Here is a 12,771-nt window from a genome sequence, read left to right on the forward strand (position 1 = left end):
CACAACGCTCCACATGCACCCAGCGTTCGATCATCGAACGCATGCGTGCATTGTTCGCACGGATTAGGGGTTAGACCTAGGCCCGACCCATGGCGTGGAGGCCGCGTTTCTCAAAGGCTGCGCCAGTAATCGATCAGCAGCTGCGTGAACTCGACCGGCCGCTCCACCGCGCTCAGATGCGCCGCGTCGATGGTGGCCAGGCGCGCGCCGGGAATGGCGGCCGCGATGGCCTCGGACATCACCTGCGGCGTGGCCTCGTCCTGCAGCCCCGCGATCACCAGCGTGGGCACGGCGATGCGGCGATTGCTGTCGCGGAAATCGATCGCCGCCACCGCGTTGCAGCTTTCGATGTAGCCCTGCGCGTCGGTGCGCACCAGCACGTCGTGCAGCGCCTCGGCCGCGGCCTTGCCCTCCTGCGTGGTGACGTAGCCGTGCGTGAGCCAGCGCGCCACCGCGCCTGGTGCAATGGCGGCCACGCCCTTGGCGGCCACCGTCTCGGCGCGCGCGCGCCACGGCGACTGGTCAGGGTAGTGGGCCGACGAATTCGCGATCACCACGCTGCGCAGCAGCTCGGGATGGCGCACCGCCAGCGCCTGCGCGGTCATGCCGCCCATGGACAGGCCGACGAAGTGCACCGGCTCCCCGCCCGCCTCGCGCTGGATGAGCTCGGCCGCGTCCTGCGCCAGCGTCTCCACGCGCAGCGCGCCCGGCACCACCTGCGAGCCGCCATGGTTGCGGTGGTCGTAGCGGATCACGGTGTGGGCGCGCGCAAGCTGCTCGGCCACGCCGTCCCACATGTGCAGGTCGCAGCCCAGCGCATGGCTCAGCACGACGAAAGGACCGCTGCCTTCGCGGACGACATTCAAACGGGTCATGGTGATTCCTTTTCCTTGATCGGATGTTGCAGGCGCGGCAGCCAGAGGAACGCGATGGCCAGCAACCCGCAGCCTGCGAGCAGCATCGGAACGACCATCGGCCAGGCGCCGTTCGAAAAATCGGTGTCGACGAACTGCGCGGCCAGCTGCCCGACGCTGAACGCCACCATCATCATGCCGAAACCGGACCACGACACGGCCCGCCCCGCGAGGTGCGGCAGGTCGCCCACGGCGCCGGCCTGGCCGCAGGGCTGGTGGATGCCGTGGCCCAGGCAATACACCGCGTGGCCCGCGAGCAGCGGCAGCGCGCTGTGCGGCGCGAGCCAGCAGCCCAGCGCCTGGACCGCGGCGCCGGCCATGCTCAGCGTGGCGCCCAGTTGCACGGTACCCACCGGGCCGTACCTGCGCAGCAGCCGCCGGCACAGGGTGGTGCTGAAGATGTAGACCAGCGAGCCGCCGGCCGGGATCCAGCCGTACATCGCGGGCGACCAGCCCAGGTAGCCGATGTAGACCATCGGCGACAGCAGCAGGAAGCAGAAAAGGCCGCCATAGGTGGTTGCAGCCACCGAGGCCCAGGCCCGGAAGCTGCGGCTCGCGAACACGGCGCGGGTGCTGCCGCGCGGCGCCGAGGGCTCGCCCGCCAGCGGCCGCCGCGTCTCCGCGAACGAACGCCAGCAGAGCGCCAGCAGCACCAGCGCGTAGAGCGCCATCGAGGCCATCACCCAGCGCCAGCCGGCGCCCTGCACCAGCCATGCGCCCACGAGCGGCGCCAGCAGCCCCACCACGCCCAGGCCCGTGAGCCCGCGCGCCATCACGTGCGGGCCCTCGTGCGCGGGGTAGAGGTCGCGCACCGCGGCGCGCGCGCACACCAGGATGGCCGCCATCGAAAAGCCCTGCAGCGTGCGCCAGCCCGCGAGCACCGCCACGCTGCCGGCGAAGGCGCCGCCCAGCGCCGCGGCCGCGTAGCAGCCAAGCCCCGCCAGCAGCACCGGCCGGCGGCCGAAGCGGTCGGCCAGCGGGCCGCACAGCAACTGCGCAAAGCCGAAGGCCAGCACGAACAGCGTGAGGCTGGTGCTGGCCGAGCCCAGCTCCCTGGCAATAGCGGGCAGCGCGGGCAGGTAGCTGTCGGTGGCCACGGGCTGCGCCGCCAGCAGCAGCGGCAGCAGCAGGCCGAAACCGGGCTCGAACCGGTCCTTGCGGGTGGGCGGCCCGCTCACTGCGGGGCCGCGGCCAGCAAGCCCTTCTCGCGCAGGATGCCGGTCGCGATGCCGAAGGCGTGGTTCGCCACCGGAACGCCGCAGTAGATGGCCGCCATCATGATGACTTCCTTGATGTCCTCGGGCGTGAGGCGCGACTCGGGCGGGCCGTCGAGCGCCGCGCGCACGTGCATCGCGAATTCTTCATAGGCGTGGATGCCCAGCATCATCGACAGCACCATGTAGCGGCGCGTCTTGTCGCCCAGCGCGGGCCGGCCCCAGATGTCGTTCCAGGCATGGCGCGTGATGAGCTCCTGAAACTCGGCGTTGAACGCGTTGCGGTTGGCGAGCGACTTGTCGACCCAGGCGTCGCCGAGCACGCGGCGGCGGTTGACGAGGCCGGCTTCGTAGTCGTTGGGAGGTGTGGTCGTGCTTGCTTCGTCGGTCATCAGGGGGTGTCTTTCGCAATCAGTTGGGCGCGCAGTGCCGCGACTTGCCGCAGCGCGGTTTCGCCTGCGGGCCCGGCCAGCGCGGGGTCGAACCATTCGTCCGCGGCCTCGCGCGGCAGCTCCGAGCGCAGGGTGTCGATGTTGGCACGCATGCGCGCCGCGTCGATCTGCAGGCCGGGCAGCGCACTGGCCAGCGCACGCGCGCTGCCGTGCGCCGACATCAGCAGCTGCGGCCATTCGGCCAGCTCGGCCTGCCAGCCGCCGAGCGCGCGCTCGTGTTCCTGCGGCATGGCCGCCAACAGCGCGGCCACGCGCTGCGGCGCGCGCTGGGCCGCGGCCAGCGCGACCATCGCCGCCACCGGGTTGCGCTTGTGCGGCATGGCCGAGGAGCCGCCGCGGCCCGGCTCGGTGGGCTCGGCCACCTCGCCGACCTCGTACTGGCCCATGAGCGCGATGTCGCGCGCGATCTTGCCGAGGCTGCCCGTGAGCAGCCCCAGCTCGCAGCCGAGCGCGACCCATTCGTCGCGCTGCGTGTGCCAGGTGGCGCCGGCATTGCCGAGGCCGAGCTCATCGGCCACGCGCTGCACGACGGCCGGGCCCTGCCCCTTCATCTGCGAGAGCGTGCCGACGGCACCGCCGAGCTGCACGCTCAGCGCGTGGCGTGCGGCCTCGCGCAGGCGGGCGCGGCTGCGCACCAGCGGCGCGGCCCAGCCGGCGCACTTGAGGCCGAAGCTCGTGACCGACGCGGGCTGCATCAGCGTGCGTGCCAGGATCGGCGTGGCCGCATGCTGCGTCGCGTGCTGCAGCAGCGCCTCGATGGCGCGGTCGACATCGGCTTCGATCAGCGCGATGCCTTCGCGCGTGACCAGCGCCATCGCGGTGTCGATCACGTCCTGGCTGGTGCTGCCGAAATGCACGAAGGGCACGGCAGCCGGATTGAACAGGCCCACGGCCTCCTTCAAGGCCTTGACCAGCGGAATCGCGACGCTGCCCGCGCGGCCGCTGTCGCGCACGATCTTGGCCACGTCGAACAGTTCGACCTTGCAGCTGCCGACGATCGAATGCGCGGCCGCCTCCGGCACCAGCCCGAGCGCGGCCTGCGCGCGGGTCAGTGCGGCCTCGAAGCGAAGCATCGCGCCGACGAAATTGTGGTCGCTGAAGGCGGAAAGCGTCTCGGACGTGGAAAGGAAGCCTTCGAAAATACTCATGGTGAATGTCTTCTTGCGTCAAAAAAAACGAGTGATCGCAACAGCATTACACCGCGTCTTCCCTCGCGCCGCACGGCGCAGGGCCGGCGTTGCACACTGCTCAGTAGCTGATCTTCGCCTCGGCACGCAGCGCATCGGCCGTGGCCGTACCGAAGCCGAAGAACTCGAGGTACGCGGGAATCATCTCGAACAGCATGTCGGTGCCCACCTGCACGGCACAGCCCTTGTCCCGGGCGGCACGCAGCAGCGGCGTGTATTCCGACTTCATGACCACTTCGCCGACGAAGGTCGAGGCCGCGATGCGGTCCACATCGAAAGGCAGCGGATCGCCTTCCTTCATGCCCAGCGGCGTGGCATTGACGATGAGGTCGAAGCCGGCCGGATCGTTCGAGCCGGTGGACACGGCCAGCGCCGGATAGTGCGTGCGCAGGCGCCCGGCGAGCGCCTCGGCCGACGGTGCGTGGGCATCGAAGAGCGCGATCTGCGCCACGCCGGCCGCTGCCAGCGAGGCCGCGATTGCCGAGCCCACGCCGCCGCTGCCGGAGACCAGCACGCGTGCGCCCTCGAGCGCGCAGCCCTTGCGCAGCACGCCGCGCACGAAGCCTGCGCCGTCGAACTGGTCGCCCACCAGCGTGCCGTCGGCGCGCTTGAGCACGGCGTTGCAGGCGCCCGCGATCTTTGCCGTTGGCGTGACCTCGTCGACCAGGCCCATGGTCGTGATCTTGTGCGGCATGGTCACCAGCGCGCCCCGGATGTTGGTGAGCCGGAAGAGCGCGGCGAAGGCAGCCGGATAGTCCTCGGGCTTCACGCCCATCGGCACCACGACGGCGTCGATGCCCTGCTTCTCGAACCAGGGGTTGTAGATCATCGGCGCCTTGAAGCTTTCGGTGGGAAAGCCCAGGTGCGCGACGAGTGTGGTCTTGCCGGAAATCATGTCGGTCAGCCGTCCTTACTTGCGAACCTTGGCGATCTCCGCCATCAGTTCCTTGACGGTCGCCTCGCCTACGGTGGCCGTGTACTTGTCGATCACCGGCTTGACCTTGTCGCGCAGCTTGGCCATCTCGGCGGGCGGGAGTTCGGTCACGGTCATGCCGGCCTTCTTGAGCGTGTCGAGCGCGGTGTCGGCCGCGTCGCGGGACGCCTGGCGCTGGAACTTGGTGGCTTCGGCGGCGGCCTCGCCGATGATCTTCTTCTCCTCGGCGCTCATGCCGTCCCAGGCCTTCTTGCTGATGATCAGCGCCTGCGGGTTGTAGATGTGGCGCGTCTGCGTGATGTGCTTTTGCACTTCGGCGAACTTCGACGACGCGATCACGGTGTTGGGATTCTCCTGGCCGTCCACCGCCTTCTGGTCCAGCGCCGAGTACAGCTCCGGGAAGGGCATCGGCGTGGCATTGGCGCCCAGCGTGTTGAACAGGTCGATGTAGATCGGCGACTGGATCACGCGGATCTTCAGGCCCGCGATGTCGTCGGCCTTGGCGATCGGGCGCTTGCTGTTGGTCAGGTTGCGAAAGCCAAGGTCCCAGTAGCCCAGGCCGTGCAGGTTCTTCTCGTCGAGCTTGGCGAGCAGCTTCTGGCCGAAGGGGCCATCGGTCACGGCATCGGCTTCCTGCGCGTTGTTGAACAGGAACGGGAAGTCGTAGGCCGCAAACTCCTTGACCTGCGCCGTCAGGATGCCGGCATTGAGCACCGTCATCTCCACGGTGCCGCCCTGCAGCGCGGAAACCGTCTGCAGGTCGCCGCCGAGCGTGCCGCCCGGGAACAGCTTGACGGTGATCTTCTTGCCCGACTTCTCGGCGACGAGGTCTGCGAACTTCTGCGCACCCTGCGCCTGCGGATGGCCGGTCTGGTTCTGGAACGCGAACTTGAGCGTGCGTTCCTTCACCTGGGCCGCGGCGCCGCCCATGGCCGCGAGCGTGACGACGGCGACCAGCGTGCGCTTGAAAAAGCTGTTCATGTGAAAGTCTCCTTGGGTTGATCTGGGAAAAAAGAAAGGGTGGACGTCAGCCGCTCAGCAGCCGGGCCGGCCAGATGACGAGTTGGGGGAACATGACCATCAGGAACATCATTCCGAACTCCGCAACGGCAAAGGGCCACACGCCGCGCGTGACCTCGTCCATCTTCATCCGGCCGACGCCGGCCACCACGTTGAGCACCGTGCCCACCGGCGGCGTGATGAGGCCGATCGAGTTGTTGATGATGAAAAGCACGCCGAAGTAGACCGGATCGATGCCCGCGGCCTTGATGACCGGCATCAGCACCGGCGTGAGGATCAGGATGGTGGGCGTCATGTCCATTGCGGTGCCGACCGCCATCACCAGCACCATGATCACGACCATCAGCAGCATCGGGCTCGCGATCAGCGGCTCGAGCAGCGCGACCAGCTTGGCCGGCAGGTCGGCCACGGTGATGAGCCAGGCCGAGACCATGGCCGCCGCAACCAGGAACATCACGATCGCGCTGGTCTTGGCGGCCGAGACGAACATGGCATAGAACTGCGAGGGCTTGAGCTCGCGGTAGACGACGGTGGCCACGAAGATCGCGTAGACCGCGGCCACCACGGCCGCCTCGGTGGGCGTGAAGATGCCGAAGCGCAGGCCCACCAGGATGATCAGCGGCAGCAGCAGCGCCCAGGTCGCCTCGCGCAGCGCGGTGAGCATCTCGGCGCCGGACTTGCGCGGCGGCGGCAGCACCTTTTCCTTGCGCACCAGCCACCACCACGTGAACCAGAGCGAGGCGCCGATCAGGATGCCCGGGAAGATGCCCGCAAGGAAGAGCTTGGAGATCGACACGTTGGCGGCAACGCCGAAGATCACGAACCCGATCGAGGGCGGGATGATCGGCCCGATCACGCCCGAGGCCGCGATGAGGCCGCCCGAGCGCGCCTTGTCGTGGCCGGCGGCCACCATCATCGGGATCAGCAGCGCCGACAGCGCGGCCGCGTCGGCCACCGCCGACCCCGAGAGCGCCGAGAGGATGCAGGCCGCCACGATCGCGACGTAGCCGAGGCCGCCGCGCACGTGGCCGACCACCGCCAGCGCCAGGTTCACGATGCGCCGCGACAGCCCGCCCTGGTTCATGGCCTCGCCGGCCAGCATGAAGAAAGGCACGGCCAGCAGCGGAAAGCTGTCGGCGCCGTTGATCACGTTCTGCGCCAGGATCTGCGCATCGAACAGGTCGAGGTGCCACATCAGCGCGACACCGCACAGCAGCAGCGAATAGGCGATCGGCACGCCGATGGCCATGGCGCCCAGCAGGGCACCGAGGAAGATGGCGATCGTCATGTCAGCGGCCTCGCGTGTCGTTACCGCTGCCCTGGCGGGTGCGTGCTTCTTCTTCCGCATCGCGGCGCGCCAGTTCGGCGTTGATGCGGTCGATGTCGCCCTGCTCTTCCGACTCGTGCACCATCACGAGTTCGGCGTCGCTGAGCTTTCCGCTCAGCGCCAGCCACAGGTCGTACAGCAGGAACACGATGGCCGAGACGCCGAACACCACGCCGACGAAATAGAAGATGCCGACCGAGGCGCCGGTGGTGGGCGCACTCACGTCCCAGTTGATCAGCGTCTGCTGCCAGCTGCCCGTGAGCAGCAGGTACGAGGCGAACAGCATCAGCCCGTGGGCCACCACCAGGCACAGCTTCTTGCCCCAGGTGGGCAGCTTCGAGATCAGCATGTCGGTGCCCAGGTGGCCGTGCTCGCGCACCGCGACGATGGCGCCCAGAAAGGTCATCCAGACGAAGAGCCAGCGCGACACTTCCTCCGACACGGTGATGCCCGAATTGAAGCCGTAGCGCAGCACGACGTTGCCGAACACCATGGCCACCATGAGGGCCAGCATCAGCGCCATGAGCCCTTCGAGCCCCCGGCAGTACCACGAGAAGATCCTTGTCATTGCTTGCCTCCTGTTGAAATTGTTCTGGGTCGGTCCGCGTTTTCAGGCGACGTTGTCGGAGCGATAGCGCAAGGGGGCTGCAATCTCCGCGGCCATGGCGGCCGGATAGATCAGCTCGCGCAGGAAATCCGCGTCCTTGCGCAGCGCTTCGGCCGCATCCTTGTGGCCGAAGTAGCCGAAGTAGTGCGGCATCTGCTGGATCAGCATCTCGAAGCCGGCCTGCGCATTGAGGCCGCGCGCGCGCGCGGCGCGCACCAGCGGCGTCGGCTGGTTGCGCAGCAGGATGTCGAACAGCGCGGCATGGGCGTCCATGCGTGCGACGTCGACGGGCAGCGCGTCCGCCTCGTCCAGGCCCAGCGGCGTGGCGTTGATGACGAGGTCGTAGCCCTCGGGCGCATTGCGGTCGACCGCCACCACGTTGGCATCGAAGAAGGCGTCGAGCTTGGCCGCCACGCCGGCGGCCCTGCCGGCCGAGGTGTCGTAGAACGCGATGTGCTCGGCGCCGTCGACCGTGCCGCCTTCGGCCAGCGCCACGCCGATGGCCGCGGCGCTCACGCCGGCACCCAGGATCAGCACCCGCTTGCCGCGGAATGGAATGTTGAAGTGGTCCAGCGCACCCAGCAGGCCCTCGCCGTCGAACAGGTCGCCCTCCAGCTCGTTGTTCTCGATGCGGCGCACCACGTTGACCGAGCCCGCCACGCGGCCGAACAGGCCGCAGCCATCGAGCAGGTCGACCGCCAGCGGCTTGTGCGGCGGTGCAATCACCATCCCGCGCACGTTGCGCGCGAGGAAGGCCGACTTGAAGAACACCGCGAAATCGCGCAGGGGCACCTGCACGGGCACCAGCACCGCGTCGATGCCAAAGCGCTCGAAGGCAGCGTTGAACATCCGGGGCAGGCGCACGTTGCGCACGGGGTCGCCGGGGATCAGGTACGCCAGGGTGCTGCCGCTGATGGAGGTGGTCATCTTTTGCCTCTTTTTGTCCGGCAATCGCTCCAGGACCATTGCCAAGGCGAACTTTAGCCACCTCTCCATGGATTTCGCTCAGAAATCAAGCCCACATCGATCGACAATCGTCCTTATTCGTTCGATGATCGTACATAAACAGGGTTTGTCCTTATCCAGCCGGGCCTCCGCACCGCCCGCCGCACGGCACACTTCGGGCCATGAGCACCGATGCCACCGATCTTTCCCCCGCGCCGGCCGGCCTCGACAAGCGCGACTGGATCGCCGGGCTGGAACGCGGCGTGAGCATCATCGAAGCCTTCGACGACGCCCATCCGCGACTCACCGCCAGCCAGGCCGGCGAACGCACCGGCATGACGCGCACCGCCGCGCGGCGCTATCTGCTGACGCTGCAGCACATGGGCTACGTGGCGAGCGACGGCAAGCTGTTCTGGCTCACGCCGCGCGTGCTGCGGCTCGGGCAGTCGTACCTCGACTCGGCGCGGCTGCCGCGCATCGTCCAGCCCTTCCTGCAGCGCGTGGCCGCGGGCACCAGCGAGATCGCCTACCTCAGCGTGATGGACGGCGACGAGGTGGTCTACATCGCGCGCAACGGGCCCAACCGCAGCATGAGCACGGGCTACGTGCTGGGCGCGCGGGTGCCGGCGCAGGTCACGGCCGCAGGCATGCTGATGCTCGCGCTGCGCAGCGACGCCGAGCTGGCCGGCTGGCTCGCCACGCGGCAGCTGCAGGTGTTCACCTCGCACACCATCGCAAGCAAGGAGCGCATGAAGCTGGAGCTCGCGCGCATCCGGGCCCAGGGCTGGGCGCTGTCGGAGCAGCAGCTGGACCTCAATTCGCGCGGCATTGCGGTGCCGCTGCGCGACCGGCACGGCACGCTGGTGGGCGCGCTCAACATCACCATGCCGATGGGCCACGAAAGCTCCGAGGACGCGGTCGCCCGCGTGCTGCCGGTCTTGCGCGAAACCGCGCAGGCCATGCGCAACCTGATCTGACCGACAGCTTTCCGACAGCATCCGTGCGGCAGGATGCGGGCTTTCTTTTACACGAGCGATGGAGACAAGCATCATGTCCAATGACTTCCCGAACGACCCGCAGCCCACGCGCCGCCAGTGGCTGCAGGGCGGCGGCGCCCTGGCCCTGGGCGGCCTGCTGCCTTCGCTGGCCTCGGCGCAGGCCGGCTGGCCCAGCAAGTCGGTGCGCTTCGTCGTGCCCTTCGCGCCGGGCGGCAGCTCGGAGATCGTGGCGCGCTCCACCGCCGCCGAACTCTCGCGCACGCTAGGCCAGAGCGTCTTCGTCGACAACAAGCCCGGCGCGGCCGGCAACATCGCGATGAGCGAGGTGGCGCGCAGCACCGACCAGCACACGATCATCCTCGGCCACATCGGCACGCTGGCGGTCAACCCGTTCATCTTCGCCAAGCTGCCCTACGACGCGAACAAGGACTTCAAGCCCGTGAGCTTGCTGGCCAAGGTGCCCAGCCTCTACGTGGTGCACCCCGACGTGCCCGCCAGGAACCTGAAGGAATTCATCGCCTACGCCAAGTCCAAGCCCGGCAAGCTCAGCTACGGCTCCGCAGGCAACGGCAGCGCGGGCCACCTGGCCTTCGAATACCTGAAGATGACCGCCGACGTGTTCATGCTGCACGTGCCCTACCGCGGCACCGGGCCGATGGTGACCGACCTGCTCTCGGGCCGCCTGGACGCATCGGCCATCGGCGCCGCGGCCATCATTCCATTCATCAAGGCAGGCAAGGTGCGCTGCATCGCCACCGGCTCGGCCAAGCGCCTCGCGCAGCTGCCCGACGTGGCCACGGTGGCCGAGCAGGGCTTTCCGGGCTTCGAGATGACGCAGTGGTACGGCATGCTCGCGCCGGCCAACATGGAGCCCGCGAACCTGGCCAGGCTCTCAGCCGAAACGATGAAGGCCGTGAAGTCGCCGGATTCGATGCAGCGGCTCACGGCCGATGCGGCCGAGGCCGTCGGCGGCACGCCCGAGCAGTTCGCACAGTTCATCGCGGCGGAACAAGCCCGTTGGCAGAAGGTCATCGCAAGGGCAAACATCAAGCCTGATTGAGCGCTCCAGCCTCTAGCATCGCGCCATGCGCATCCTGCTGGCCGAAGACGAACACACCCTGGGCACCTGGCTGTGCAAGGCGCTGGAGCATGCGGGCATCCAGGTCGAATGGGTGGATGACGGCCGGCTCGCCGACCGCGCGCTGCAGCAGCGCGACCACGACGCGCTGGTGCTCGACCTCGGCCTGCCGGGCATGGACGGCCACACAGTGCTGCAGCGGCTGCGCGAGCGCGACCAGCGGCTGCCCGCGCTGATCCTCACCGCGCGTGATTCGCTGAGCGAGCGCGTGGCCTCGCTCAACGCGGGCGCCGACGACTTCCTGGCCAAGCCCTTCGCGCTGGCCGAACTCGAGGCGCGGCTGCATGCGCTGGTGCGCCGCGCGCGCGGCGTGGAGCATCCGCGCCTGGCCTGCGGGCCGCTCGCGTACGACGGCGCGCGCCGGCAGTTCGTGCTGGACGGCGAAGCGCTGGCACTGTCGCCGCGCGAGCAGGCGGTGCTGCGCGTGCTGGTGCAGCGCAGCGGCGAGCCGCTGTCCAAGCAGCAGATCCTCGAGCGCGTGTTCTCCGACGACGATGAGGTGCATCTCGAAGCGGTCGAAGTGCTGGTCTACCGGCTGCGCAAGCGGCTCGACGGCAGCGGGGTACGCATCGTCACGCTGCGCGGCCTGGGCTACGTGCTGGAAGCCGACTGAGTGAGTGCGCTGCGCCCATTCGCACAGCGCCTGCGGCGCGCGAGCCTGTGGCGGCGGCTCGCGCTGCTGCTGTTCCCCGCCCTGCTGCTGGTGACCGGCATCGAGCTGTGGATGACGCGGCACGACGCGCTGGCCGCCGCCAACGCGGCCTACGACCGCTCGCTGCTCGGCGCGCTCAAGTCGATCGACGCGAACATCTCCACCGCCTCGGGCGGCCTCTCGGTCGAACTGCCCTACACGATGTTCGAGTTCTTCGAGCTCACGGCCAGCGGCCAGGTGTTCTTTCGCGTGGCGACCTCCGACGGCCTGGTCGAACTCGGCAGCGCCGACCTGCCCGCGCCGCCCGCCGAGCTGCGCACGGGCGTGCCGGCCTTCTACGACGCAAGCTATTTCGGCGAGTCCGTGCGGCTTGCGGCCTACCGGCGCGACCTCGACCGCACGCCGGCCGGCAGCACCGGGCGCAGCGTGCTGATCCAGGTGGGCGAGAGCACGCGCTCGCGGCAGGAATTCAGCGCGCGCTTTGTCCGAAGCGCCGCACTGCGCGACGGACTGGTGCTCGCGCTGCTGCTGTGCAGCACCTCGTTGGCGCTGGCCGCGGCGCTGCGGCCGCTGTCGCGGCTCGCGCGCGAGGTGCAGGCCCGCGCGCCCGACGACCTGACCCGCATCGCGGACGCCGACCTGCCCGCGGAAGTCCGGCCGCTGGTGGCGGCGGTCAACCAGCAGATGTCGCGCACGCAGGAACTGGCGGCGCAGCAGCGCCAGTTTCTCGACGATGCGTCCCACCAGCTGCGCACGCACCTCACCACGCTGCAGATGCAGGCCGACTACGCCAGGCGCGAGGACGACCCGACGCAGGTGCAGGCCGCCCTCGACGCGCTCGGCACCGAGATCGGCCGCGCGACGCGCAGCGCGCAGCAGCTGCTGGCGCTGGGCCGCAGCGACACGGTGGCGGTGGAGCCCGCCGAGTTCGACCTGGCGGCGCTGCTGCGCGAAGTGGCCGTCGACCTGCTGCCGCTCGCGCGCGCCAAGCGCATCGACCTGGGCATCCATGCGCCCGCGCCCGAGTTCTTCGCGGTGGCCGACCGGGCACTGCTGCGCGAAGCATTGAGCAACCTCGTGGCGAACGCCATCGCCTACACGCCGGCCGAAGGCACGATCACCCTCTTCGCGGCGGGCGATGCGGCGGGCTGGAGCCTCAACGTCGAGGACGACGGCCCCGGCCTGAGCAATGAGGAGCGCACCGCGCTGGGCCAGCGCTTTCGCCGCGGGGCGCGCGCGGGCAAGGGCGGCTTCGGGCTCGGCCTGGCCATCGCGCGCTCCATCGCGCAGCGGCACCGCGGGGAGCTGCGGCTCGAGGCACGCGAGTCCGGCACGGGGCTGCATGCGATCATCTGGTGGCCCCGTCCGGCGGCCAGCTAGCCG

General features: G+C 69.2%; 13 protein-coding genes. 4 read left to right on the top strand and 9 right to left on the bottom strand.

Annotated features, from left to right (window positions below; all coding sequences use genetic code 11):
• Positions 1-110: 110 nt before the first annotated feature.
• From IB278_RS10140 to IB278_RS10180, 9 genes are all read right to left on the bottom strand, one after another.
• Positions 111-875: an alpha/beta fold hydrolase gene (locus IB278_RS10140; protein WP_145744624.1), complete on the bottom strand. Its 765-nt coding sequence runs from the start codon at positions 873-875 to the stop codon at positions 111-113.
• Positions 872-2,092 carry a Bcr/CflA family efflux MFS transporter gene (locus IB278_RS10145; RefSeq protein ID WP_192323343.1) on the bottom strand — a complete coding sequence of 407 codons (1,221 nt, stop codon included), beginning with the start codon at positions 2,090-2,092 and terminating at the stop codon, positions 872-874. Before IB278_RS10145 ends, IB278_RS10140 begins: the two co-directional genes overlap by 4 nt.
• Positions 2,089-2,520: a carboxymuconolactone decarboxylase family protein gene (locus IB278_RS10150; RefSeq protein WP_192323344.1), complete on the bottom strand. Its 432-nt coding sequence runs from the start codon at positions 2,518-2,520 to the stop codon at positions 2,089-2,091. The genes IB278_RS10145 and IB278_RS10150 overlap by 4 nt, the downstream gene beginning before the upstream one ends.
• On the bottom strand, positions 2,520-3,728 hold the full coding sequence (gene pcaB, locus IB278_RS10155) for a 3-carboxy-cis,cis-muconate cycloisomerase (protein ID WP_192323345.1): 1,209 nt from the start codon (positions 3,726-3,728) through the stop codon (positions 2,520-2,522). Before pcaB ends, IB278_RS10150 begins: the two co-directional genes overlap by 1 nt.
• 100 nt (positions 3,729-3,828) lie before the next feature.
• Complete coding sequence (locus IB278_RS10160; RefSeq protein ID WP_145744617.1) at positions 3,829-4,662, bottom strand: shikimate dehydrogenase family protein; 834 nt, start codon at positions 4,660-4,662, stop codon at positions 3,829-3,831.
• Between the two features lie 15 nt (positions 4,663-4,677).
• Positions 4,678-5,682 (bottom strand): TRAP transporter substrate-binding protein, encoded by a 1,005-nt coding sequence (locus tag IB278_RS10165; protein ID WP_145744615.1) that lies wholly within the window; start codon positions 5,680-5,682, stop codon positions 4,678-4,680.
• A 46-nt stretch (positions 5,683-5,728) separates the two neighbouring features.
• Positions 5,729-7,009, bottom strand: a complete 1,281-nt coding sequence (locus IB278_RS10170; protein ID WP_145744613.1) for a TRAP transporter large permease subunit — start codon at positions 7,007-7,009, stop codon at positions 5,729-5,731.
• Position 7,010: 1 nt separating this feature from the next.
• A complete protein-coding gene (locus IB278_RS10175) occupies positions 7,011-7,616 on the bottom strand; it encodes a TRAP transporter small permease (RefSeq protein ID WP_145744612.1) in 606 nt (201 codons plus the stop codon).
• A gap of 42 nt (positions 7,617-7,658) precedes the next feature.
• Positions 7,659-8,582, bottom strand: a complete 924-nt coding sequence (locus IB278_RS10180; RefSeq protein ID WP_192323346.1) for a shikimate dehydrogenase family protein — start codon at positions 8,580-8,582, stop codon at positions 7,659-7,661.
• A 200-nt stretch (positions 8,583-8,782) separates the two neighbouring features.
• Between IB278_RS10180 and IB278_RS10185 the strand changes: the two genes are divergently transcribed.
• From IB278_RS10185 to IB278_RS10200, 4 genes are all read left to right on the top strand, one after another.
• Positions 8,783-9,577 (top strand): IclR family transcriptional regulator C-terminal domain-containing protein, encoded by a 795-nt coding sequence (locus tag IB278_RS10185; protein WP_145744608.1) that lies wholly within the window; start codon positions 8,783-8,785, stop codon positions 9,575-9,577.
• 73 nt (positions 9,578-9,650) lie between these two features.
• A complete protein-coding gene (locus IB278_RS10190; protein WP_192323347.1) occupies positions 9,651-10,658 on the top strand; it encodes a Bug family tripartite tricarboxylate transporter substrate binding protein in 1,008 nt (335 codons plus the stop codon).
• A 25-nt stretch (positions 10,659-10,683) separates the two neighbouring features.
• Complete coding sequence (locus IB278_RS10195; RefSeq protein WP_145744605.1) at positions 10,684-11,349, top strand: response regulator; 666 nt, start codon at positions 10,684-10,686, stop codon at positions 11,347-11,349.
• Positions 11,350-12,768 (top strand): sensor histidine kinase, encoded by a 1,419-nt coding sequence (locus tag IB278_RS10200; RefSeq protein WP_318646679.1) that lies wholly within the window; start codon positions 11,350-11,352, stop codon positions 12,766-12,768.
• The last annotated feature ends 3 nt before the right edge of the window (positions 12,769-12,771 follow it).

It is taken from the genome of Variovorax sp. VRV01 (assembly GCF_014852545.1).
Classification (GTDB): Bacteria; Pseudomonadota; Gammaproteobacteria; order Burkholderiales; family Burkholderiaceae_C; genus Variovorax; species Variovorax beijingensis_A.